20 protein-coding genes are annotated in these 24,180 nt (G+C 43.6%); 6 read left to right on the forward strand and 14 right to left on the reverse strand.

What is annotated here, in order from left to right:
* Positions 1-8: 8 nt before the first annotated feature.
* The 4 genes from QNI24_RS07205 to QNI24_RS07220 all read right to left on the reverse strand — a co-directional run bounded on the left by QNI24_RS07205 (position 9) and on the right by QNI24_RS07220 (position 6,482).
* Positions 9-3,128, reverse strand: coding sequence for an efflux RND transporter permease subunit (locus tag QNI24_RS07205; protein ID WP_267175882.1), 3,120 nt, complete (start codon positions 3,126-3,128; stop codon positions 9-11).
* Positions 3,125-4,480: an efflux RND transporter periplasmic adaptor subunit gene (locus QNI24_RS07210; RefSeq protein WP_283708591.1), complete on the reverse strand. Its 1,356-nt coding sequence runs from the start codon at positions 4,478-4,480 to the stop codon at positions 3,125-3,127. The genes QNI24_RS07205 and QNI24_RS07210 overlap by 4 nt, the downstream gene beginning before the upstream one ends.
* Entirely contained in the window at positions 4,477-5,790 is a 1,314-nt protein-coding gene (locus tag QNI24_RS07215) for a TolC family protein (protein ID WP_283708592.1), read from the reverse strand. The genes QNI24_RS07210 and QNI24_RS07215 overlap by 4 nt, the downstream gene beginning before the upstream one ends.
* A 203-nt stretch (positions 5,791-5,993) precedes the next feature.
* Positions 5,994-6,482, reverse strand: a complete 489-nt coding sequence (locus QNI24_RS07220; RefSeq protein WP_267175884.1) for a pentapeptide repeat-containing protein — start codon at positions 6,480-6,482, stop codon at positions 5,994-5,996.
* 152 nt (positions 6,483-6,634) lie between these two features.
* Here QNI24_RS07220 and QNI24_RS07225 point away from each other — a divergent pair, with 152 nt between their 5' ends.
* The gene (locus QNI24_RS07225; protein ID WP_283708593.1) at positions 6,635-7,534 is read left to right on the forward strand and encodes an alpha/beta hydrolase; all 900 of its coding nucleotides are present in this window, start codon (positions 6,635-6,637) and stop codon (positions 7,532-7,534) included.
* Positions 7,531-8,280: an MBL fold metallo-hydrolase gene (locus QNI24_RS07230; RefSeq protein ID WP_283708594.1), complete on the forward strand. Its 750-nt coding sequence runs from the start codon at positions 7,531-7,533 to the stop codon at positions 8,278-8,280. The genes QNI24_RS07225 and QNI24_RS07230 overlap by 4 nt, the downstream gene beginning before the upstream one ends.
* Before the next feature lie 88 nt (positions 8,281-8,368).
* Here the strand turns inward: QNI24_RS07230 and QNI24_RS07235 are convergent, their stop codons facing one another.
* From QNI24_RS07235 to QNI24_RS07270, 8 genes are all read right to left on the reverse strand, one after another.
* Complete coding sequence (locus QNI24_RS07235; protein WP_267175887.1) at positions 8,369-11,230, reverse strand: penicillin acylase family protein; 2,862 nt, start codon at positions 11,228-11,230, stop codon at positions 8,369-8,371.
* Between the two features lie 235 nt (positions 11,231-11,465).
* Entirely contained in the window at positions 11,466-12,788 is a 1,323-nt protein-coding gene (locus tag QNI24_RS07240) for an NTP/NDP exchange transporter (protein ID WP_267175888.1), read from the reverse strand.
* On the reverse strand, positions 12,775-13,881 hold the full coding sequence (gene alr, locus QNI24_RS07245) for an alanine racemase (protein WP_267175889.1): 1,107 nt from the start codon (positions 13,879-13,881) through the stop codon (positions 12,775-12,777). Before alr ends, QNI24_RS07240 begins: the two co-directional genes overlap by 14 nt.
* Before the next feature lie 2 nt (positions 13,882-13,883).
* Positions 13,884-15,284 (reverse strand): replicative DNA helicase, encoded by a 1,401-nt coding sequence (gene dnaB, locus QNI24_RS07250; RefSeq protein WP_267175890.1) that lies wholly within the window; start codon positions 15,282-15,284, stop codon positions 13,884-13,886.
* 87 nt (positions 15,285-15,371) lie between these two features.
* Entirely contained in the window at positions 15,372-15,830 is a 459-nt protein-coding gene (gene rplI / locus QNI24_RS07255) for a 50S ribosomal protein L9 (RefSeq protein WP_267175891.1), read from the reverse strand.
* A gap of 11 nt (positions 15,831-15,841) precedes the next feature.
* Positions 15,842-16,096, reverse strand: coding sequence for a 30S ribosomal protein S18 (rpsR, locus tag QNI24_RS07260; protein WP_267175892.1), 255 nt, complete (start codon positions 16,094-16,096; stop codon positions 15,842-15,844).
* Between the two features lie 5 nt (positions 16,097-16,101).
* The gene (gene rpsF / locus QNI24_RS07265; protein ID WP_267175893.1) at positions 16,102-16,548 is read right to left on the reverse strand and encodes a 30S ribosomal protein S6; all 447 of its coding nucleotides are present in this window, start codon (positions 16,546-16,548) and stop codon (positions 16,102-16,104) included.
* A gap of 190 nt (positions 16,549-16,738) precedes the next feature.
* Positions 16,739-17,491: an SDR family oxidoreductase gene (locus QNI24_RS07270; RefSeq protein ID WP_267175894.1), complete on the reverse strand. Its 753-nt coding sequence runs from the start codon at positions 17,489-17,491 to the stop codon at positions 16,739-16,741.
* Positions 17,492-17,638: 147 nt separating this feature from the next.
* Between QNI24_RS07270 and mfd the strand changes: the two genes are divergently transcribed.
* From mfd to QNI24_RS07290, 4 genes are all read left to right on the forward strand, one after another.
* On the forward strand, positions 17,639-21,055 hold the full coding sequence (mfd, locus tag QNI24_RS07275) for a transcription-repair coupling factor (RefSeq protein WP_267175895.1): 3,417 nt from the start codon (positions 17,639-17,641) through the stop codon (positions 21,053-21,055).
* Positions 21,052-21,876 (forward strand): CsiV family protein, encoded by an 825-nt coding sequence (locus QNI24_RS07280; protein WP_267175896.1) that lies wholly within the window; start codon positions 21,052-21,054, stop codon positions 21,874-21,876. Before mfd ends, QNI24_RS07280 begins: the two co-directional genes overlap by 4 nt.
* Positions 21,860-22,471 carry a YceI family protein gene (locus tag QNI24_RS07285; protein ID WP_267175897.1) on the forward strand — a complete coding sequence of 204 codons (612 nt, stop codon included), beginning with the start codon at positions 21,860-21,862 and terminating at the stop codon, positions 22,469-22,471. The genes QNI24_RS07280 and QNI24_RS07285 overlap by 17 nt, the downstream gene beginning before the upstream one ends.
* Before the next feature lie 75 nt (positions 22,472-22,546).
* Positions 22,547-23,335 (forward strand): enoyl-ACP reductase FabI, encoded by a 789-nt coding sequence (locus QNI24_RS07290; RefSeq protein WP_267175898.1) that lies wholly within the window; start codon positions 22,547-22,549, stop codon positions 23,333-23,335.
* Positions 23,336-23,502: 167 nt separating this feature from the next.
* Here the strand turns inward: QNI24_RS07290 and QNI24_RS07295 are convergent, their stop codons facing one another.
* Positions 23,503-23,895 carry a hypothetical protein gene (locus QNI24_RS07295; protein WP_267175899.1) on the reverse strand — a complete coding sequence of 131 codons (393 nt, stop codon included), beginning with the start codon at positions 23,893-23,895 and terminating at the stop codon, positions 23,503-23,505.
* 106 nt (positions 23,896-24,001) lie between these two features.
* Positions 24,002-24,160, reverse strand: a complete 159-nt coding sequence (locus QNI24_RS07300; protein WP_267175900.1) for a hypothetical protein — start codon at positions 24,158-24,160, stop codon at positions 24,002-24,004.
* Positions 24,161-24,180 lie beyond the last annotated feature (20 nt).

Raw genomic sequence — 24,180 nt, forward strand, 5'->3', positions numbered from 1 at the left:
TGGTTAATCTAATTGATGCTTTTTGAACGCCAAAGGTAGTAAACGACTGGCAATACCAGCAACGTCAAAATGAGCGCGCTGACCATACCACCAACCATTGGAGCTGCAATTCGACTCATCACCTCAGAGCCGGTGCCGGTACCATAAAGAACCGGAAGCAGCCCAATGATGATTGACAATGATGTCATCATCACTGGTCTCACCCTCAATCCAGCCCCTTCAGTGATTGCTTGAACAAGGTTTGATCGATCAAGCTTTTTATTTTCATTGAATAGACTGGTTGTTAGATTTTGGTAGGACTGGTTTAAATAAACCAACATAATCACGCCGATTTCAACGGCAACGCCAGCCAGGGCAATGAAACCCACACCGACCGCTGTTGAGAAATTAAAGCCTTCCAGATAAATCAACCAAATGCTACCCACCAAGGCAAAAGGTAAGGTGCCCATGATGATAGCCACTTCAGCAAAATTCCTGAAATTCATGTACAACAACAAAATGATGATGCCTAGAGTTAACGGAATGACGTAGGTCAATTTAGCTTTGGCTCGGAGCATGTATTCATACTGTCCAGACCATGTGACCGAATAACCAGCAGGCAAAACCAGCTGCTCACTGACTATTTCTTGGGCCTTTTGTACATAAGTCCCAATATCAATTCCTTCGATATCAATCAAGGACCAGCCAGTGAGCCTGGCGTTTTCACTTTTGATGCCAGGCGGGCCATCTTCGATAAACACATCAGCAACATCACCCAGTGCAATGGTTTGCTTGCTGGGGGTAAAGATGGGTAACAGTGCTATTTTTTCAGGTGAGTTACGGTCTTCTTGGGGGTATCTGACATTGATTGGATAGCGCTCTTGACCTTCTACACTCATGCCGATATTCATGCCACCGATGGCAGATGAAACCACTTGTTGGATGTCGCTGACCGTCAGGTTGTACCTGGCAGCTTTCTTGCGATTGATATCTACTTTTATGTACCGACCACCAGCAACCCGTTCTGAATAAACAGAAGCCGTGCCTTCAACATCATCAAGGATATCCTCAAGTTGTTTACCAATTGATTCTATTTCGTTCAAAGAAGGACCTGATATTTTGATGCCCACAGGCGTTTTTATGCCTGTTGCCAGCATGTCAATGCGTGTTTTGATGGGCATGACCCAAGCATTGGTTAACCCTGGAATCTTAACCAATGCATTAAGTTCTTTTTTTAATGATTCAGTATCAACCCCTTCACGCCATTGGTCCTTCGGCTTGAGTTGGATGAATGTTTCAATCATGGTTAATGGCGCAGGATCAGTTGCAGTTTCAGCCCTACCCACCTTACCAAAAACAGTTGCCACCTCAGGTACCGTTTTGATTAGTTTGTCGGTTTGCTGTAGCAGTTGACGGGCTTTACCAATGGAGATACCTGGGTATGTGGTTGGCATATACATCAAATCACCTTCATCAAGCGGTGGCATGAATTCACTGCCTATTTTATTGACAGGCCAAAAACCGATAATGAGTATACCCAATGCCATAAGCAATGTGATTCTGGGAAACTTCAATGCCACTTTAAGCATTGGCATATAAAGTCCTGTTAGCAACCTGTTAACTGGGTTTTTCTGCTCAGCAACTACCTTTCCCCTGATAAAATAGCCCATCAATACCGGCACCAAGGTAATGGCCAATGCAGCCGATGCTGCCATGGCATAAGTTTTGGTGAATGCCAGTGGTGTGAACATCCGTCCTTCTTGCGCCTCTAATGTGAATACGGGAATAAAGCTCACTGTGATGATCAATAGGCTAAAGAATAAGGCTGGCCCCACCTCTGATGCGGACTTGATCACTAATTGCCACCTGTTATCTGCTGTGAGTTCAGTTTTTTCCATGTGCTTGTGCATGTTTTCAATCATCACAATGGCACCGTCTATCATCGCCCCAATGGCAATGGCGATACCACCAAGGGACATGATGTTGGCATTTAAACCTTGCATGTGCATGATGACGAATGCGGTCAGAATACCCACTGGCAGTGAGATGATAGCAACCAGTGATGAGCGCACATGAAAGAGGAAAATGATACAAATCAGTCCAACCACGGCAAATTCTTGCAGCAGCTTGTACCACAAGTTTTCAACAGCCCGCTCAATCAATGCACTCCTGTCGTAAACAGTGACAATCTCGACGCCCTCTGGCAACCCCTTCTTCAGCTCCTCCAACCGTTGTTTGACACCATTGATTGTTTCTTGCGCATTTTCACCAAAGCGCATGGTAATAATACCGCCAACAGTTTCGCCTTCACCATTGAGTTCAGCGATGCCTCGTCGCATTTGTGGCCCCACATCAATTTGAGCCACATCTTTGAGCAGCAAAGGCGTGCCATTGTTGCTGGCACCCAAAGGAACCAATTCCAAATCATCAATGCTTTTGATGTATCCTGTGGCCCTCACCATATACTCCGCCTCTGCCATCTCAACCACTGACGCACCCACTTCTTGGTTACTGCGTTTGATTGACATCAATACATGTGAGAGCGGGATATCAAAGGCTTGAAGCTTCTGTGGATCAACTTTGACCTGGTATTGTTTGACCATACCACCGATGGCTGCCACCTCTGATACCCCAGGCACAGTTTGTAGCTCATACTTCAAAAACCAGTCTTGAATACTTCGCAACTGGCTTAAATCATGCCTACCGTTTCGGTCTATCAACGAATAGATATAAACCCAACCCACTCCGGTGGCATCAGGTCCTAATTGTGGCCTCGCATTTTCAGGTAAAGAGGGTGCAACTTGACTTAAATATTCTAAAACACGAGTGCGGGCCCAATATAGGTCGGTATCCTCATCAAAAATCACGTAGACAAATGAGTCACCAAAGAATGAATAGCCCCTGACGGTCAATGCCCCGGGCACCGAGAGCATGGCTGTGGTCAAGGGATAGGTGACTTGGTCTTGTACCACTTGAGGTGCCTGGCCCGAGTAACTGGTTTTGATGATTACTTGGACATCTGATAAGTCAGGAATGGCGTCCACTGGCGTATGCTTAACAGCATAAAGCCCCCATGTAACCAGGACAAATGTAGCGATAAGCACCCAGAGTCTATTATGAATAGACCACCTGATGACGCCGCCAATCATCGCTGACCCTCCTCATCTTCTTCATCATTTTTACCCTTCGAATGATCCATCTGAAAATGATCCATCTGAGAATGATCCATCTGAGAATGATCCATTTGAGAATGATCCATCTGAGAATGATCCATCTGAGAATGATCCATTCTTTTTAAATCTGATGTTTTGCTCGACTCTGAATCCAATAAAAACTGAGCAGATGTAACCACCACATCACCCAACACAAGGCCATCTAGAACTTCAATGTAATCATCATAAAGATAGCCTAAAGCGACATCGACCGATTTGAACATGCCATTTCCCAAGACCAAGACCACTCTATTTGAGTTGCCGGTTCTGATCACCGCTTCAGCAGGTACCACCAGTGTGCTGTTTTCTGCTACAGCATCAATTGTGATCGATGCGTACATATTGGGCTTCAATGCTTTATCCGAATTCTGAAAACGAAGCCTGACTTTCAATGTCCTGGTCATGGCATCAAGTGTGGGGTGAATGAAATCAACAAAACCATCCCAAGTTTTGCCCGGTGCATAATCAAGTTTCATCTTAACTGCCTGATTGAGACTGATCAGCGATGCTTGTTTTTCTAAAATATCAACTTCAACCCAAACTTCATCAAGCGCCCCAATAGACATCAACGTATCTCCAGGTTTGACATAAAACCCTTCTCTGATTTTTAGGTTTTCAACCACGCCATGATTGGGCGAGTAAAAAGTGACTTGTTGAAGTGCTTTTTTGGATTTTTTAACAGCAGCGATTTGCTCATTTGAGAACTGTAATGATTTGAGCCGTTCTTCAGATGCTTTGATGAATTGACTGTCATTGCGTTTGAGGGCGAGAATTAATTCTTCCTGAGCATTAACCAGCTGCGGAGAATACATGTCATAAAGCGGTTGTTTCTTTGACACTTCTACGCCTGATGATTTGATGTGCAGTTTCTCAATCCATCCTTCCACCCTTGGGTGAATATGAAACAATTGCTCCTCATTGTATTGAACAACACCAACACCATTAATGACTGAACTGCCTTTTCGTGAGGTGACTTCTTCTGTCCTGACTCCCAGATTATTAACCACATCAGGCGATATGTTTATGGTACCGGGGCTGTCATTGCCTTCATCACCATAATACGGAATAAGGTCCATACCCATAGGGGATTGGCCTGGCTGGTCTCTGCGATAATTGGGATCCATTGGTGCCACCCAATACAAAGGTTCTTTTTGTTCAGAGTTTTTCTCCGCACCCTTTGCTTCATTCTCAGTGGCATAAATAAAGTAGGTTAACAAACCACCCAAGATCAATCCCAGCAGCAACCCAAGTATCAAGTTATTTTGTGCTTGTATATTTTTAGTCTTCATCTCTGCTCTCCACTGCTTATGGCTTGGGGGTGTGAATTGTCTCTTCCTGATAGCAGGTAGTTAATCTCAGTATGTGCTTTGGCCACGTTCACCTTGATGCTCAGTGCCTCTATCTGAGCATTAAGTTGTGCTATTCTGGCTCTGATCACTTCTGCAAAGTCACCATCATCATGGGTATATGCATTCAAAGATGCCTCTGCTTGTTCCTTCATTTGTGGCAGTAAAGTTTTTTCATAAAGCTCGCTGCGTTCGTTCAGCCTGAATAGTTGGGCTCTGGTGGCATCAAAAGCCGCAAGCAATTCCCTCAAAAGCAGTGTTTTTTGCGACTCTTTGCTGTCAACTGAATTGAGTGCCGCTTTGAGTCCTTGGTCCTGTCTGTTCTTGGTGAAAATCGGTAATTCAAAAGTGAGGCCAATTGAAAAGAGATCCGCACGATTGATGTTGTTTGCTGTATCATCACGATAGCCATAACTGGCATTCAGCCCCCAAGCGGGTTTGTATTTTTGCTTGGCCAATTCAACACCTTTGTATTCTGCTTGGATTTGAACATCCATGGCCTTCACTGCTGGGTGTTTGGATAACGCATTCAATAGTTCATCCTTGCCAATAGGCAACACATCATGTTCCCTGACAGCAGGGAGCTCACTGCCCAAACTGTAGTAAACCTGATCAGTAACATCAATCACTGTGCCCTGTGAATGATTGATCAGGCCTTTGAGTCGTTCTAAACCCTCTTCATACCCTTGATTAAGTACATTCAAACGATCATCAAGGCGTGTCAGTTCAAGTTCAGCCCTGATTAAATCTTGTTGTCTGGATTGTCCAAAGCCGGATGAGTAACTGGCTGTAACCAATTCTATCAGTTGTTCAAACAAAGGGCGGTCTTGCTCAATCAGGGAGATACTAACCTGTGCTTGATAAGCATCAAGCCAGTAAATACTGACCTGTTTTTTAAGTAAGGCCAACCTGTTTTCCCTGAGTATGGGCTGCTCATGAGCCATTAAGTTGAATCGCTCGGTTTTGATGCTGCGCGTATTACCCCTAGGAAACATCTGGGTTAGACCAACTTTTAACTGCGTCATAGGCTCTTGATTAAAGTCAAAGCGATCAGCACCGATGTTGGCCACACCCAGTGAGACTTTAGGGTCATCGAGTTGCCCTGCAGCAACGGCTGTTGCTGCTAATTTATGCTGATTGAATTGACTTGCTTCTAACCAGGGATCATTCAATTGAGCCAAATTAATGGCACGGTCAATGGATAGTTTTTCAGGCAACTTTTCGCCCGCAGCTGATGTCAGCTTAAACAGCACAATTGTGATTATTAGTGTTTTGTGCCCAATATTAATTATGTTAATCATATCAACCTCGCGTGGGTCATCCCCCTGGCGCTTTTTCAGTGGGACTGTTATTGGTCGCGCTTGAGGCGGACCATATTAATTACGGAAAGAGGTTTTGAATCCTCTGCCAATACATGGGTAGTTGCTACCCAAATTTTGGGCGCACTGATACTGTGTCAGCAGATAATAGGAGGACGAAACAGTGCTGAAGAGGCCTGCGAGCTGATTGATAAATTAATTTCGTAGCGTGGTGCTTTGGCTTTATGGTAAATTCTGAATACATTGCTTGAGAATAACATCGTCACGGACGAAGTACATGTGTTTTGGTTACACTGACAATCACCATCACAACAACTACTGCTACCTGCATGAACAGATGACAAATCTGTATGAGACATATCTGTATGAGACATATCTGTATGAGACATATCTGTATGAGACATATCTGTATGAGACATATCTGTATGAGACATATCTGTATGAGTCATTTCATGTTTGTTGTTTGATTCACCAGTTTTCATGTCATGATTCGCATGATTTTCAATGGTCGAAGGTGGCATGGCACAGGCATTTATTTCTGCCAAGGACTGCCCTGAAACCATCACCAAAAACAGCAAGATAACCAAACTGTTGACTTGTTTAATTTGTCTGATGAATTTAAACATATACCATAATGATACCAGTTGTTAATGAAAGTTCAATACCTGTTTTAAAGCGTTATTGATTGATTGTCATGATTTTATTAACAATTTTTATTCAAGGGTGAAGTCAGTGAGCCAATTGTTTAAAATGATTTCAACCCCATAACATCAATCAAATGATCAATTTATCTCAACAAACCATGCGCAAGCTGGTTAAATTCAATTCAAAACTGCTGCTGAATCCGCGCTGTCCGATTTGGTTACAAAGGCTGGGTTTGGATACTTTAGGCCGCTTAAGTCGGTTACCGAAGTCAATCAAGATTGAAAAAACCACGTTGGTTGATAGAACGGCTTGGTGGTTTGATTATGAAAAACGACGATCTGAATCAATTACCCTGTATTTTCATGGTGGTGGCTATAGCATTGGATCACCACGCTCACACCGGGATTTATGTGCCTACCTGGCGAAGTCAGCAAAGCAGTCTGTGGTGTCTTTTTCTTATCGTTTGGCGCCAGAACACCCCTACCCTGCGGCCTTAGATGATGCAATGGCTGCCTATCAAGAGTTATTGGCCCAAGGCTATGACCCCGCTCGAATAGCCGTGGCGGGAGATTCAGCCGGTGGTGGGCTGGCATTGAGCCTGAGTATCAGGTTAAAGGCTTTTGGTGTGCCTCAGCCTGCTTGTTTGTTTTTGATTTCGCCTTTGATCAATAAGAAAAAGAAAACCGCCAGTTATGTGACCCAATATGATCTTGATCCGGTGATAAACGTAAAATGGAGTGAACAATTGGCTGAGAATTATTTGCAAAAATCGGCTGAATTATTGGATGAGGCTTGTTTGTCTGATAAGGATATGGCTGATATTCCACCGCTGTTGATTCATGTTGGTACTGATGAGGTGTTATTGGATGACAGCCTAATGCTTAAACAACGCGCCATGCAAGCCGGCGTCAAGGTCCAACTGATGACTTATCCTGAATTGTGGCATGTGTTTCATTTCAACCCCAGCTTGTTTGCACAAGCAAGAATGGCTTTAAAACAAGCCGGCGAATATATCAAAACACACAACCAATGATCATTCATCAGTTGAAAGGGTACATCCAGTGTATTTATTTGGTTGAATACCCGCACGGCTTGATGCTCTTAGATGGGTGTTGTCGCAGTGATGTGAAGGTAGTCAAGGCGTTCATTGAAACCGTGCTGAAACGCCCATTCAATGATCTGAAAGCGGTTTTGGTCACACACATGCACCCTGATCATGCCGGTGGCGCTCATTTATTCCGTCGCTTAACCGGTTGCCAAGTGGTTTCAGCAGATAAGAACAACCACTGGTACCGCGGCTTCAATGGCATATTGATGCACTGGATTGATGTGGTTTTATCCATTTATGTGGGGCGTCGATTGAAAAAAGGCACGCGCAATGTGCTTTATTCACGCAAACTCAAACCAGATATCAAACTCAAGGATGGTGATGATGTGCCAGGCTTTGATGAGTGGCAGGTGCTGGAAACGCCAGGTCATACGGACCGTGATTTGAGTATTTTGCACAAAGACAAAAACATGGTTTATGTGGCTGATTTGATCATTAAGTTACGCACCAAGTTCATTGTACCCTTCCCTGTTTTTCACCCGAATAAATACCGTGCCTCCCTGCAGCGAATCAAACAAATGAAACCCGAACTGGTGTTACTGGCACACGGTGGACAAATTAAGATGGCGCATGAGGATTTCGATCACATGATTGCGCATGCGCCCAAGATACCCCGAACGCCGCTGAGAGCGACCATCAAAAAATTCAAAAAAATCACCCAAAGACATTGAGCCGAAAGTTGATTCTTTTATGTCCTTCATAAGAAAAAAGCCCCTGGGTTTCCCCAGAGGCTTTTAAGTTTATTGTTTTATTTAACAATTAAGGTTCGAAGTCATAAACCTCATTGGCAATCGCCACAATGGTATCCAAATCAGTGATCAACGGTAAGTAGCCGTTGACCAACCAAGCAAACAATTGATTGACGTAGTTGGCCCCAGAGGTAACCACACCGCTCTGGCCACCTGGAATCACCTGTTCAGCAACGATGCCACGACTGGTGACTTCAGCCACAAAGCGTCTGGCTGGGCCTGATGAGAACATGAACTCGTTGCTGCTGTCAGCTCGGGTGCTGTGCGATGAGGCATCCAGAACTTGATAACCACCTGATCTGGCAACACCAGGTAGGCCATCAACCGTGGAGAATCCAAATTGACCATTTGGGACTGACAGTGAATCACCCAGAGGGTGTGCGAATGTGATGCGGTGAAGTTTACCCCAGCGGTAATCATCCAAATCAGACGAATTACCAAAGGCTTGCGCAAAATCATCACCTGCCATAGCATCTAAGGCTTGTTTCAAAGAAGCTAAAATCACAAAATCACGCGCATCCTCACGGGTGGGTGCTTCAGGGTTGGTGAAAAAGTTGATGCCTGATGCACCAATGCCTTGATTGCTATCAAAAGTGTCCAACATGTGCTGCAAAGCATTCAAAGAAAAGCGGCTACCTGGACGGTTGGCCGTCATGACGTTTTGGCCAATGGCTGCATCAATACCTGCCAAAGTCACATCAATGGTGTTGTTGATGGTTTTCGAACGCCACACCGAATAAATACTGGCAGCAACCGAACTACTGATTTCTTTATCAGTGGGTGGTGATAAGGCAAAAGGATTCTCAAATGGGTCATAACCTTCAGCCAAGCCAGTTGGTGTACTGAAGTCCCACTCGGCAAAATAGCCAGCAGCTTCAACCACCCTTGGGTCACCTAAAAATTGTTGGATACCAGGCCAAGCACCATCAGCTGAAGCACGGGCCACAGCATTCATCACATGCGGCATGATTAATTCAGCATCTAATAACTGGTGATTGGATTGATAGACTTTCATGTCCATCACAGTGAAGTCATTACCCGCATCAAGATTGCTTTGAATCAAGCGATCAATGCGGCCTTGGCGATAAGCAGAGAAACCACCTTGGGCGATGTAGTACAAGCCGCCACCTGGTCTGACCTGATTGAACACGTTGTTATCCAAAGACACACCAATAGGATCATTGTTGGCATTCGCCACATAACCACTGTCAGGATTAACACTGAAAGGCATCTCATCAAATGGAATCACTGCTGCATTGGTAGCCTGATTCATGTCAGCCGTCTCAACTGGTAACCAATCATGTTTGAAGGTGCCGGTGCCATCCCTGATGAACATCGGTGGCGTGCCATCAGGTTGCATCATGTTTTGTAAGTCTTCTCGTAAAGGTACCTCGGCACCGGTGAAATAACCAATGTTTCCAGCGGTATCAACCACACCAAAATTTTGTGAGCCCACATCGAATTTGGTTAATGCGGTTTTGAATTCATTGATGTCTTGAGCACGAGCCATATCAAAAAATGCTTCGATTTCTTTGGTGGGGCCATACATGGTGTATTGCATAGACACGGCCTGAGCATTGGCGGTGTCCACATCTAAGATGGGGCCGAAATTTCTGCGTGGTACCAGAAATGTCAGACCACCTGAGGTATAACCCACTTCCTGGCGTTCAATGTTGTTCATGATGCCATCGCCTATGACATTGGCGTTGTATGTCTGGAACACCCAAATCAATGGTTCTTCCTGACCTTGGTAAACGGTGTGTGAAGGCACCCCAAAGGAATTGACTTTAATCGATTCAAAGAAAAAATCAGTCTCATCAACTGGATTCACGGTACTGCCCCAGCATAAGGCCTCATTACAGCCCTGAGCCATCACAGGTGCACCTGGGAAACCCACACCCGCCACGTTCAAGCCAGTATCTGCAGCCATGTGTGCAGGATAAAAGGTGGATGGGTAATCCAATGCCAAATGGGGGTCATTGGCGATCAATGGACTGCCACCTACTGATTTATCACCTGCTATGACCCAAACATTAGAACCCTTGTCTGAGTTACCATCATTTTTCAATGCTTTGGTGACTGCTGAGCTGTCCCAATTGTTTTTGATGCTTTTTAATAAATTCATTTCAACATCAGTCAGATTGAGGCTGAAATCGCCTATGGCTTCTTTCAAAGACTTGTTCGGTTGTCCAGCACCACCAATTGAGGCCAAAAATCCCGGTACACTGACGCGATCATCAGGTGGTGCCGCACGGTATAAATCTTCCATAAACAATGCCGTACCATCAAAGCCAGCTGCGGCACCCACTTGTTGGAAAGTGCCAATGGCGATGGATGCATCAATCTCATTCAAATCATTGGAGAGTTGAAAAGCCAATACTTTGGCAATGGCCACTGAATGAATCGGTAACCAAGGATCAATCTCCGTGACTTCAAGGCCACTGTATTCAATCGGCAGTGGATTATTCGCTAACCAGGCATTGACCCCATCAGCGTAAGCTTTGAGCATGCCTTGGCTTTGTGCTGACAAAGCCGGTAGAGAAACCCTGGCTGCCCGTTCAAAACCAATTGTTCTGAACTGAATGTCGTTTGATAATCCAGCTACACCGACCAATTCTGACAACTTGCCTTGCGCAATCTTGCGGGTGTAATCCATTTGAAAAAGTCGGTCTTTGGCGTGTAAATAACCCATCACAAAAGCAGCATCTTTCTCAGTAGCAGCTGTTATGCTGGGAATTTGTGACTCGTTGTAGAACACCTTGGCCGGTGCACTGAGTTGGTTGTTGGTCATGATTGTTTCATTGGCTTGAGCTTGCACGCCCAATGCCATCAACACACACCCAGTCAACCCTTTGATTGATTTAAATTTCATTCATCATCTCCAGTATTTAAAATAATACCAATTGCATTGTCCCCCTCAGGAAAATGATTGGCTATAAAAAGACATGGTGGGCGCTATCCATAACCCACCCATAAAATATGTAACACATGATTCAATACAACCTTCAGTCAGCTTGCGCTTAGCTAACTGTCTGATTGTTATAAATATATACTACAAATAGCGGAGTAATAATAGTATTTAATGAGTTAAGTGGGTGTGAAAACGGTTAACTGATGCGTTCATACTCGGCAAACTTTTTAACAGCCATTTTACCAACGGTTACGGCATTCCACAGCCACACCACACTAAGTATGACGCCAAATACAGTTAAAGCCAGTACATCATTGATATCGAAATTGAATTTATTCTCCAACCAATGCAACAATGAACTTTCTGAAATGAATACGTAATTAACCAATATCAGTTGCGCGAATACATCGCCACCTCTGTAGACCACTGTATCTAGGAAGTTTTTGAACTTGTATTTGATGTTATCGGGCAAGCCAGTAAATAACCAATCTGTGGGTGGCTTCATGATGCCGTAGGCACCACTGCGCTGAAAGATAATAGCTCCTAATACCACGTATAACATCGGCATCAGACCAAACAAGGTCAAAGCCAATATCATCATGCATGGGAATATACCCAAAATCTTATGAATGGCCACGCGCTGTAATAACCAGGGAATCAAAATCAATTGGAAAAACAAGGTCATGAAGTTGGTGATGGTGTTGATGTTGGCGAACACATAAGTTCTTTGGTCTCGCTCTGGAAAAAACTGCCTGACATATTCACCTTGTAAGTAGTAAAAGATAGAGCCTATGATTACGGCAATCACAGTCATCAAGGCAATTTGTTGTAGAAACCTTGAATCAATCAAGAGTTTAATACCCTCAATGGCGCTGCCGCCCAGAGGTGCTTCTTGGTTGATGGTAGAATCAGTGGCAAAGCGCCTGACCCTAAAAACCGCATAAATACACAACATCAGAAACGAAAAAGACACCAATAATAAGTTAATCGTCCCCAAGTGATGAACCAATTGGCTGGTTATCAAGCCACCTAAAATGCCGCCGGTACTGCCACCAGCTGCAATCACACCAAACAACCGCTTGCCTTGTTCTTTGTTATAGACATCTGCCATAAAACTCCAAAAAATGGAGACAATGAACAAGTTATATACACTCACGAAGACGAAAAACACCCGTGCCAGCAGCACACTTTCCTTACCCACGTAATGAAACAAGGACCACAACAACAGGATCATCAAGCCGAAGAAGCCGTATACAATTGGAATGAATTGTTTGCGTGAGTATCTGGAAACAACTTTGCCGTAGAAAGGTTGTATCAGCAGCATCACTATAAATGTGGTTAAAAACAGCCAGCCGTAATTCTCAGGGCCTGCAGTGACTCCCATCTCTTCCCTGATGGGTCGCAAGATAAAATAACCTGTTAATAAAAATACAAAATATAGAAATGACCACAATAAAGCAGGCCATTCATCTGATTTAACTTGTTGTTTAAAATAACTCGATATCTTATTGATTAACATAATATTTAACTCTTTGAGTTACCCCACAAACCAAGGCATAGGGAATCATTTCTAGATCACTTGCCACTTGTTCAACAGGCAAACCTTCACCCCAAATGGTCACCTCTTCACCTGTGAGTGGTTCATTAAATTTTGAGACATCTATGGCAATCATGTCCATTGATACTCGCCCAAGGACGGCAACCAGCTGGTTTTTAATCAACACTGAACTGCTCAAATGTGACCAAGGGTAACCGTCGGCATAACCAATACCTACAATGGCAATTCGCATGTCTTCAGGGGCGGTATAGGTGGCACAGTACCCTACTTGAGCGCCTTTAGGGATGTGTTTAGTGGCAATCACATTGGCAGACAAATGCATGGCAGGTGCTAAGTTAAAAGATGCAGCAAAATGGGGTGCAGGTAATGGCGAAATACCGAACAAGCCCAAACCCACCCTGACCCACTCATGTGGATCTGAGATCTGGTTCAAAACTGCAGCAGTGTTGCTGAATGAATACTCAAAACCTTTGGATTTAAGGTGTTGATTCAATGACAACTGCTGTTGAGTCTGTGTACAACTTTTATCATCAGATGAGGCAAAATGCGACATCAACCTGATTTGCTTAACCACAGGCATGGCTTGCAGCTCTCTGAGCTTTGTATCCAGTTCAGTGATATCAAAACCGAGCCGATTCATGCCCGTATCTATTTTTAACCAAACATCCAATGACGTGTTTGGGTGGGCATCCTTGAGTATATCAAGTTGATAATCTTGGTGAACCACAACATCAAATTGTTGTTGCTGTGCCATGATTAATTCTGCTTGATTAAAAACACCTTCCAATAAAATGATTCTTTTGTCAGTTGATAGTGAGCGTAATTTTTGTGCCTCAGTGATGGCAGCCACCGCGAAGGCATCGGCTGCAGCCAGTGCTGGAACAGCCAGATCAACACCGTGCCCATAAGCATTGGCCTTAATCACAGCGATGGTCTTTCCTGGGTGGCTTTGTTTCAGTGTGTTGAGGTTTTTGGTGATGTTACTTGGGGTGATAACAGCTTGGGTGCCGCGTTCTCGGAAAGTGCTTGTATCAGGCTCAGGCTGTTTTGACATGATCAGTGAAACGCGGGATTACTCTCATCCAACATGATGTCGTTTTCATAATTATCAAAACGAGTGAACTGCCCCCTAAAGGTTAAATTAACCGTACCAATTGAGCCATTACGGTGTTTACCCAGAATGATTTCAGCCTTGCCTTTGTCGTTGGAGTCCGGGTTATATACCTCATCTCGGTAGATGAAAATGATTAAATCTGCATCTTGTTCAATGGCTCCTGATTCCCTTAAATCAGACATCACGGGTCTTTTATTGGGTCGTTGTTCCAAAGAGCGATTCAGCTGTGATAAAGCGATGACCGGCACGTCCAATTCTTTGGCCATGGCTTTGAGGTTCCTTGAAATTTCTGAGATTTCATTGGCTCGGTTTTCAGTTTTACCTTTGACTTGCATCAACTGCAGGTAATCGATGACGATTAAATCCAAGCCCTCACGATTCTTCAAGCGGCGACAGCGCGACATGATTTCATTCGGGCTCAAGGCGGGTTGATCATCGATATGTAATTTGGCTTGGTTTAACAACTGGGTGGTTTGCCCCAGTTTTGGCCAGTCATTGTCTTTCAACTTGCCACGCTTTAAATCACCTTGATTGATTTGTGACAGTGAGGAAAACATCCTCATAACCAATTGATGGGCTGCCATCTCCATACTGAAAATAGCGACAGATGAACCCGTGATGGCAGCACGTTCGGCGATATTCATTGCAAATGATGTTTTACCCATGGCTGGTCTTCCAGCCACAATGACCAAATCTGATCGTTGTAACCCAGCCGTTTTCTTATCTAAATCGGTCCAACCATAAGGCAAACCGGTGATGTCACCCTCATTTTCAGATAACAGCTCGATGTTTTGGATGGTTTCCTTCAACACGTCTTTGATGTCATGGAAACCAGATTGTGACTTAAGGGTTTGTTCGCGGATTTGAAAAACCAATTTTTCTGCTTCTTCAATCAATTCATCAGCCGTTTGCGCCTCAGGATTGAATGCGCTTTCTGCCAACTCATTACCAATTTGAATCAATTGTCTCAGTACCGATTTTTCGCGTACTATTTTAGCGTATGCCTCGACATTAGATGCCCCTGGCGTGTTGGCTGCTAAATCAGCCAGATAGTCTAGACCACCGGATTTATCGGTTAATCCATGAGCCTCTAACCAATCACTGACAGTGACCACGTCACAAGCTTGTTGGTTTTCATTGATATAAGCGATGGCTTTAAAGATGTGTTGGTGGTTTTTTTGGTAAAAATCTTCTTCACCAATTTTACTTGCTACTCGGTCCCAAGCACTGGCCACAATCAACAAACCACCTAAAACTGCTTTTTCAGCTTCAATAGCATGTGGTGGGACTTTCAGGTTTTCAACCTGGTCGTTGCTGTTTCTTACGGGACGGATGTCATTCATTGTTGTTTAAAGTGAATTTAATTATGGCACAAAAAAAGCCGATTATAACAATTAATCGGCTTTCTTAAGTCTTATTTCTGAGTAGATTTAAGCTTCTTCTTCTTCGGCTTCAACCGTCAGTGTAAAGTCAGCTTCTACATCAGCGTGAAGAATCAATTTAACTTCATATTCACCCACATCTTTGAAAGCACCTTCAGACTGAATCACTTCAGATGCATCTACTGGGTAGCCACTTTCGGTTAATTTCTCAGAAATTTCACGAGGACCCACAGAACCATATAAATGACCTTCTGGGCTGGCATTGGCAGTGATGGTGATGCTCAGGCCATTGATTGACTCGGCTCTGGCTTCTGCAGCAGCTCTTGACTCATTGGCTTTGGCAACCAACTCGGCTTTTTGTGCTTCAAATGCTTTGATGTTATCTTCAGTTGCACGTGAAGCTAATTTTTGAGGAATCAGGTAGTTTCTGGCATAACCGTTTTTAACGTTAACGATTTCACCTAAGTCACCTAAGTTTTGAACCCTATTCAATAAAATTACTTGCATGATAGTCTCCTTTATTTACCGTGTTGGTCACAGTATGGTACCAGTGCCAAGTAACGGGCACGTTTTACCGCAGTTGATAACTGTCTTTGGTATTTGGCTTTGGTTCCAGTGATGCGACTAGGAATGATTTTACCTGTTTCAGTAATGAACTGTTTCAACATGTCTAAATCTTTGTAATCAACTTCTTTGATACCGGCAGCGGTGAATTTACAGTTGCGGCTGATGATTCTTTGCGCTGGGCGTCTTCTTCTTTGTGGTTTGGCCATGTTAATTACTCCTCAGTTGCTGTTTCTTCAGTTTTTGCTTCAGTTGCCTCTTTTGCAGCTTCTTCCTTTGCTGCTTCTTCTTTGGCTTCTACGGCTTTTACATCTGCTTCAGTGACTTTCTTAGCTTTTTCATCTTCGGCTTTTTTCAAAGGTGAATCAGCTGTGTCGGCTTCTTTTCTGCCCAACACCATGTGACGCAAGATGGCATCGTTGAAACGAAATGCATCAACAATTTCATCCAATACTTCTTGTGAACATTCAATGTTCAATAAGTAATAGTGTGCTTTGTGCAGACGTTCAATAGAATAAGCCAACTGGCGACGACCCCAGTCTTCAGAACGGTGAACGGTACCGCCACCATTAGTTACCATGCCACTGTATCTTTCGATCATGGCTGGCAACTGCTCAGATTGGTCCGGATGAACCAACATCACAATTTCATAATGTCTCATATGTAACTCCTTACGGTTAAAATATGCCACCCAATGGACAAAAACACTGGTGCAGCAAGGAAAAGTTCGCGGATTTTACTTGTTTACTGGTGGTATTGCAACGTTTGCAACAAAATATTCGGTATCAGCTTAACGTTCTGATATGAAATCAGCAAACAATCGATTGTTTAGTTCTAATAACAACTCTTATTCATGACATTTTTCTGATTAATGACCTGGGAAGAATAGGAAAAATATAGCGCAAAAATGCCCAAGGCCAAATCGGAACGTGGCTGTTCAATTTTTCTTTTTCAATCGCTTTGATCATGGCTTTGACGCCCGTTTCAGTATCAACCATAAAAGGTGCCTTCTTGACCTTTTCATTGATTTCACTGCGAATGAACCCCGGATGCACACAACTGACTTTTATGTCGGTACCCATTAAATCAATGTACATCCCTTCACACAGGTTGGTAACCGCAGCTTTGGTGGCTGCATATACATTTAAGGCCCGGCGGTAGCCACGGTAGCCACTGATCGAAGAAATCGCCACCAAATGCCCATGGCCTTGTGCTCGCATGATTTCCAAAGTCGCTTCTGCTTGTGCCAACAATGCCACAAAGTTGGTTTCAGCGGTTTGTTTATTGGCGTGGAAAAAGCCAGTGCCTATGCTGGCCCCTTTGCCCATGCCGGCATTTAATATGATTCGATCAATTTGGCCAAAAGCTGTTTTAAACTGCTTAAATACTTCGAATACCTGTTCGTGGTCATTGACATCCAGAGCCAAAACCTCAACTTGAATATCAGGATTAATTGTTAACAGCTCGTCTTTCAATGCGCTTAAATTATTAACACGACGTGCACAAATGCCCAAGTTTTTACCCTGTTTGGCGTATTGTCTGGCCATTTCCATGCCCAAGCCTGAACTGGCCCCAGTGATTACTGTGTTTTTTCTGCTTTTCATAAGCTGCATGTTATCACTATCAGAATGAGCTTGGGAATAAATGCCTGTCGAATGTTGTCTTGATAGGTTTATTGTATTTATCACCATCTCACATCAAGCCCAAGCAAAAACTGCTACAATGCCGCGCTTTAAGAATCTAACAATTCGATGCTGATACCATCAACAAAAAACCTCAACAACAACCAACACTGGCAAGGCATCAAAGGCTTGGGTTTGGCCATTGCTATCAATGAATTCCACCAAAATCATTCTGGCTTGATTGTGGTATTGACCGACTCAGTGCACCACAGCCGGTTATTGGAACAGGAAATTCAGTTGTGTAGTGAAGACCAGGCAGCCACAGTACTGCATTTTCCAATTTGGGACACCCTGCCCTACGATGTATTTTCACCGAATCCTGAGATTGTCTCAGAACGGATGAAGTTCTTGGCCGATATTTCAACGGTCAAACAAAATGCTGTGGTCATCATGCCTGCACAAAACCTGATGCAAAAAGTACCAAACAAAGATTTCATTGTGGGCCGCAGCCTTAATTTGAAGTTGGGTGATCAGTTTGATTTGCATCGATGGCGTGCCTTGTTTGAGAAAAACGGTTACATCCACGTCAATGAAGTGCGTGAAGCTGGTGAATTTGTGGTGCGAGGTGGGGTGCTGGATTTGTATCCTATGGGTGGGCATGAGGCCTTTCGAATCGAGTTGTTCGATGATGAGATTGAAAGCATTCGCATCTTTGATACCGATACCCAGCTGACCATTAATAAGACCGACAAAATTCAAGTGATGCCAGCCAACGAATTTCCTTTCGATGATGCAGCCAGAGAATTGTTTTTGAGTCGCTTTCGTGAGTGGTTTGATGTTGATACCCGCAAAAACACCTTGTACCAAGACATCAGAAAATCAATCAAATTTTCTGGTATCGAACAATATCTGCCGATGTTTCATCGCGAAATGGCTGATATATTTGATTACTTGCCTGAAGCAACCACGTTCATCCATTGTAACCAAACCACGCCGGTTTTGAATACTTGGGAAAAACAGATTCATGCACGCTATGAAGAACGGCGGCATGATTTACAACGTCCCATCCTGGCACCTACTAAAATTTACCTCTCAGCTGATGACACATTGGCTCAAATAAACCAAAAACAGAACATATGGGTTAATCAAACTGCCAATGCTGAACATGATATCCATGCCATTGACACCCAACTGCCCCATCGTTTTAATCAAGAATTACATCAATCACTGCCTGCTTTTACCGATTCACAACCTGGCCGATTATTGATTGCAGCGGATTCCCTGGGCAGGCAAGAACTGATTGCTGATAAATTAAAAGGGGCCAATAAAAAATTCACAACAGTCAGCAGCATCAATGAATTTTTAGACAGCGACTTGAACCGTGCCATCACCATTGCACCCATTGAGAACGGTGTTTACCTGAAAAAACTGGACATACAAGTTTTGGATGAAGGCTGTCTGTTTGGTAAACGAGTCACCCGCAACCAAAAAGTAAAAAAATACAAAGCCAACCCAGAAGACATCATAAACAACTTGACTGACCTTCACCTGGATTCGCCGATTGTACACATTGATCATGGTGTGGGCCGCTACCGTGGTTTAAAGACCATGGATTATGAGGGCGAAGCAGAATATTTAGAAGTTGAGTATTTTGGGGGTGATAAGTTGTTTGTACCGGTGTCATCATTACATTTAGTCTCTCGCTACTCAGGGGCCAGTGAAGAGAATGCACCATGGCACAAGTTAGGTTCTGAAGTTTGGGAAAAAGCCAAACAAAAAGCCGCTAAGAAAGTCAAAGACGTGGCGGCAGAATTGTTGTCTCTTTACGCCAAACGTGAAGCAGCCGGTGGTCAAGCAATGCAAGTTAGTGCCGATGACTTTCAACAATTCTGTGATGGCTTTCCTTTTGATGAGACCGAAGACCAACAAAATGCCATCAATGCCGTCATCAAGGACATGCAAGCCAAAACCCACATGGATCGAGTGGTTTGTGGTGATGTGGGATTTGGTAAAACCGAAATTGCCTTGCGTGCGGCCTTCATTGCCGCCAATGAAGGCAAACAGGTGGTTTTGTTGGTTCCAACCACGCTCTTGGCTCAGCAGCACTATGATAATTTTGTTGATCGTTTTGCGCCCTTTCCAGTTAAAGTTGAGTTGTTGTCGCGTTTTGTCAGCAGCAAAAACACCAAAAACATATTAGCTGCATGTGAAAGTGGCCAAGCCGATGTAGTCATTGGTACCCATAAACTGATTCAAAAAGGCATTAAGTTTAAAAATCTGGGATTGGTTATCATTGATGAAGAGCATCGTTTTGGAGTCAAACAGAAAGACCAATTGAAAAAGCTGAAAGCCGACGCCGATTTCTTAACGCTCACGGCCACCCCTATTCCAAGGACACTGAACAGCGCTTTATCTGGTCTGCGTGATTTATCAATCATTGCCACCCCACCCAAGGCCAGACTGGCGATTAAAACCCAGGTCGTTGAGTGGCAAAACAGCATCATCAATGAGGCTTGTACCCGAGAAATTCAACGTGGCGGACAAGTCTATTTCCTTCACAACGAAGTTCAAACCATTGAACAAATGGCTGAAAGCATTCAAAAAATAAACCCCAGCGCCCGAGTGCGGGTGGCGCACGGCCAAATGAATGAAAAAGAACTGCAGGAAGTGATGGTTGATTTCTACAAACAGCGCTTTAACATTTTGGTATGTACCACCATTATTGAATCGGGTATTGATATTCCAAGTGCCAATACCATCATCATCAACCGAGCTGATAAATTGGGCTTGGCACAATTGCATCAATTGCGCGGTCGGGTGGGACGTTCTCACCACAAAGCTTTTGCTTACATGATCATACCCAGTTGGAAAGCCATATCAAAAGACGCTAAGAAAAGACTGGAAGCCATTGAATCTCTTGAAGATTTAGGGGCTGGATTTACTCTGGCCACACATGACATGGAAATCAGGGGCAGTGGCGAATTACTGGGTGAAGAACAAAGCGGTCAAATACAAAGTATTGGTTTCAGCCTTTATTGTGACATGCTGGATCGGGCAGTAACGGCTTTGAAAAATGGTGAAGACATAGATGTTTTAGATGATCCCTATGATCACATAGAAATTGAATTGAATATCCCAAGCTTGATTCCTGATGATTACATGTTCGATGTGTATACTCGCCTGACCTTTTATAAGAGAATGAACAATTTCAAAGACCCATCGGAATTGGATGACCTGAAGGTTGAGCTGGTTGATCGCTTTGGCCCGTTACCTGAACAAACTGAAAACCTGTTTCATGTATTGAGAATCAAACACAAAGCCAAATCACACAACATCAAATCCATCGTCATGAATGAGGACTATGCAGATATTAAGTTCAACCAACACAGTCCAGAGTTTTATGCCCGTTTGATTCAACTGGTGCAGAAAAAACCTGATACGTTCAGGCCTTTACCTAATGATGGCTTACGCTACAGTGGTGAATTCATGCAAGCATCAGAGCGTATAGATGCAATTCATCATTTATTTGATATACTGCAAGCATGAAAACATACACAACACTATTCAGCTTTTTATTAATGAATCTGACGCATTCTGTGGCAGCACAAGGTTACTTGGAACTCACGCAGGATGATGCCATTTATGATGTCGAATTAATTGTCTTTGCTCGCCAATTATCACAACCAGCCGCTGAACAGTTTAAGCAGGCTCCATCATTGAAAACAGCTGATGCTTTGCAACTGCCTGTATGGGATGAAGAGACTGATTTGATTCAATACCCAGAACCCGAAGAACCGGCTGTTGATAAACAAGATGAAAATTGGCAGGTACCGATTGAAGAGCAAAGCCAAGCAGTTAATGTATTAAGCTGGTTGGTGTTGGATAACAGCCTCAACCATCCAATCATTGATCAACTCATGGTTAACCCAAGCAATCAAGTGCTACTGAGACAAAAGTGGCGACAACCCGCTTCATCATTCACCGCACCTACTTATGTTGAAGTGAGTACAATCCCCCTTGAACAAACGGCAGATGAGGCAGCCAATGAACAGCTTTCCTTTGGTGATGATTTAACTCCAAATGATGCGGTTCAATCCACATTATTTGAGCAAAATGCCAGTGTTCCTGACGACTTCACAATCGATGGTCAAGTGGCTTTTTCTGAACAAAGATTCACTCACCTGCATGTAAAATTAAATTTGTATAGGATCAATGCCATGGGCGAATCATTGGTTTATGAAATATCCCAACAAAGGCGCATCAACCTCGAGGAGTGGCACTATTTTGACCACCAACAGTTTGGTGTACTGGCAAAGGTAACCCAAGTTAACTTAACAGCGGAGCAAGAAGATGAAGCAAATAACTGAATCAATCAAAAATTTGACCTTAATATTGTCTTTATTTGCTGTGGTGGCTTGTCAAAAACAAAGCAACAAAACGGCAGTTGATAAAGCCTTTATGGGTCATCAATGGCAACTGGTAACAGACTCAAGCACCTTAACTTTCATCAGCACCAAAAACAAAACCATCACTGAAGAACACAAACTGCAATTCGGCCAAGGCAGCATCGATTCAAACAGCGACATGGTTTTGGCAGTGGATTTGGAGTCAGTCGATACCATGATACCGATTCGTGATGAGCGCATGCGCAATATTTTATTTAAAACAGATCAATACCCCAGCGCAACAGTCAGTGCTTCGATACCGACTGGTATTGAACTGAACCAAAAGGTTGAACTGCCTTTCACCCTTAATTTACATGGCCAAACGAGAACCATGAAAGCTCAGGTCATGGCGCAAATGGTCGAGGGTCGTTTGGTGGTGGTGAATTACGAGCCGATTGCCATTAACACCAAAGACTTTGGCATGGATGATGGTATCAATAAGTTAACCCAGATTGCGGGCCTCTTGAGCATTGATTATGCTTCACTGGTGGATTTCAAACTAACGTTTGAAAAATAAGTGATTTCAATCACATAGCTGGTCAAGTACTGGCAAAGAAAGTAAGATAGGTGCTTCATTAATTGAGGAAGTATCATGGGAATTTTAGCTGGTAAAAAGGCACTGATAGTTGGCGTGGCCAGTAATCGTTCTATTGCTTGGAGTACTGCCGAGTTCATGCATCAACAAGGTGCAGAATTGGCCTTCACTTATCTTGATGACAAACTTAAGAAGCGTGTAGATAAAATCGCTGCTGCAACCAATTCTGACATCGTACTGCCGTGCGATGTAAATTCTGACCAACAAATTGAAGATGTTTTTACCGAACTGAAAAAAGAATGGGATGGACTGGACATCATCGTTCATTCGGTGGGTTTTGCACCCAGAGAATTACTGCAAGGCACTTACCTAGATAACTTGACACGCGAAGGCTACCGCATTGCTATGGATACCAGTTCTTATAGCTTTGCAGCTTTGGGTAAAGCTGGACGTGAAATGATGCAAGGGCGAGACGCCTCATTACTTACCCTGACTTACTTAGGCGCAGTAAGGGCCATGACTAATTACAACGTCATGGGTGTGGCTAAGGCAGCGTTAGAGGCCAATGTGCGCTACATGGCACATGCTTTGGGTGCAGATGGCATCCGAGTCAATGGTATCTCTGCTGGGCCCATCAAAACATTGGCAGCATCTGGTATTGGTAATTTCAAGTCGATGTTAGACCATGTGGCCAAAGCCGCGCCTTTGAAGCGCAACGTCACGCAGGAAGATGTGGCCAAAGTAGCCGCATTTTTGAGTTCTGATTGGGCCAATGGCATCACTGGTGAAATCACCTATGTCGATGCAGGTTATAACATCATGGCCATGACTGAAGTGGGTGATTGATTCAACCAGCTATCGCAGCCAGGTAACAAAGCAGTGATCAGAACTCTTTTTATTGTGTTGACAGGCCAGCTTGGCTAAATACCGTGAGCGAAAAATCCTGAGGCCTATAGAAACCATTACTGTTATGGCCTCAGGACATCTGTTTAAATCACCAAAGATCTTATGTACTAGTTGTTTGAAACATCAACGATTTCGTTGCATTGTCCTCGAAAATACATGGTTCCTCCTTCTGAGTAGCGATCCACCTCCATAAAGCCTTCGGTACAAAAACCATCTTTCTCCATCACCCTCTGGATTATATGCTTCAGATTTTGTTTATTATCCATTCTGCTGCGTCTCTTTTTATCATTGCGAGAAGCAGAGCCGTCTCGTAAATCAGGACGTTGTTTTGATCTTTTTCTGGCCTCTCCACCTCCGGCTGGCATCATCACTTGAAATTGTTTTAGGCCGCTGGCAGTGATGTTAGTGGTGATTTTGGGCTCAGGCCGGGATGGTTTTGACTGGCTACAAGCGGTGGTAGAAATCATTAATAAAACGAATAATAAAGGTTGGTATGACATGTGTAAGCTCCAAAAAATTAAAGCTTAGCCGATGATTTTGCAAACAATAAGAAAGTTTTGTTAATTAAACGTTGCTCGAAAGTGGTATTAAATCAAACTAAATATATCAGCGCCAAACCAGAATACACTTTTGATTGAAGCGCAGTAATTTCAACAAGCTTTTATACCTTGTTGGGTTATTGTCTTTTATTTGACGCAATTCACGCTTGATACGCCGCCGTTCTTGGTACAAGTGTTTGATGGTGTTGAGTCTGGTTTCAGTCAAGGTTATGGGTAACTTTTGAT

Origin of the sequence: Marinicella marina (assembly GCF_030065545.1) — a bacterium.
In the GTDB taxonomy this organism is placed as follows: domain Bacteria; phylum Pseudomonadota; class Gammaproteobacteria; order Xanthomonadales; family Marinicellaceae; genus Marinicella; species Marinicella marina.

Bases quoted from the DNA above. Each gene is read 5' to 3' on its own strand.
- QNI24_RS07270 (WP_267175894.1), bottom strand. From the start codon at position 17,491: ATGAAAAGCAGAAAAAACACAGTAATCACTGGGGCCAGTTCAGGCTTG.
- QNI24_RS07240 (WP_267175888.1), bottom strand. From the start codon at position 12,788: ATGTTAATCAATAAGATATCGAGTTATTTTAAACAACAAGTTAAATCA.
- QNI24_RS07225 (WP_283708593.1), top strand. From the start codon at position 6,635: ATGATCAATTTATCTCAACAAACCATGCGCAAGCTGGTTAAATTCAAT.
- rplI (WP_267175891.1), bottom strand. From the start codon at position 15,830: ATGCAAGTAATTTTATTGAATAGGGTTCAAAACTTAGGTGACTTAGGT.
- QNI24_RS07235 (WP_267175887.1), bottom strand. From the start codon at position 11,230: ATGAAATTTAAATCAATCAAAGGGTTGACTGGGTGTGTGTTGATGGCA.
- QNI24_RS07285 (WP_267175897.1), top strand. From the start codon at position 21,860: ATGAAGCAAATAACTGAATCAATCAAAAATTTGACCTTAATATTGTCT.
- rpsR (WP_267175892.1), bottom strand. From the start codon at position 16,096: ATGGCCAAACCACAAAGAAGAAGACGCCCAGCGCAAAGAATCATCAGC.
- rpsF (WP_267175893.1), bottom strand. From the start codon at position 16,548: ATGAGACATTATGAAATTGTGATGTTGGTTCATCCGGACCAATCTGAG.
- QNI24_RS07210 (WP_283708591.1), bottom strand. From the start codon at position 4,480: ATGAAGACTAAAAATATACAAGCACAAAATAACTTGATACTTGGGTTG.
- dnaB (WP_267175890.1), bottom strand. From the start codon at position 15,284: ATGAATGACATCCGTCCCGTAAGAAACAGCAACGACCAGGTTGAAAAC.
- QNI24_RS07280 (WP_267175896.1), top strand. From the start codon at position 21,052: ATGAAAACATACACAACACTATTCAGCTTTTTATTAATGAATCTGACG.
- QNI24_RS07290 (WP_267175898.1), top strand. From the start codon at position 22,547: ATGGGAATTTTAGCTGGTAAAAAGGCACTGATAGTTGGCGTGGCCAGT.
- QNI24_RS07205 (WP_267175882.1), bottom strand. From the start codon at position 3,128: ATGATTGGCGGCGTCATCAGGTGGTCTATTCATAATAGACTCTGGGTG.
- mfd (WP_267175895.1), top strand. From the start codon at position 17,639: ATGCTGATACCATCAACAAAAAACCTCAACAACAACCAACACTGGCAA.
- QNI24_RS07230 (WP_283708594.1), top strand. From the start codon at position 7,531: ATGATCATTCATCAGTTGAAAGGGTACATCCAGTGTATTTATTTGGTT.
- QNI24_RS07220 (WP_267175884.1), bottom strand. From the start codon at position 6,482: ATGTTTAAATTCATCAGACAAATTAAACAAGTCAACAGTTTGGTTATC.
- alr (WP_267175889.1), bottom strand. From the start codon at position 13,881: ATGTCAAAACAGCCTGAGCCTGATACAAGCACTTTCCGAGAACGCGGC.
- QNI24_RS07295 (WP_267175899.1), bottom strand. From the start codon at position 23,895: ATGTCATACCAACCTTTATTATTCGTTTTATTAATGATTTCTACCACC.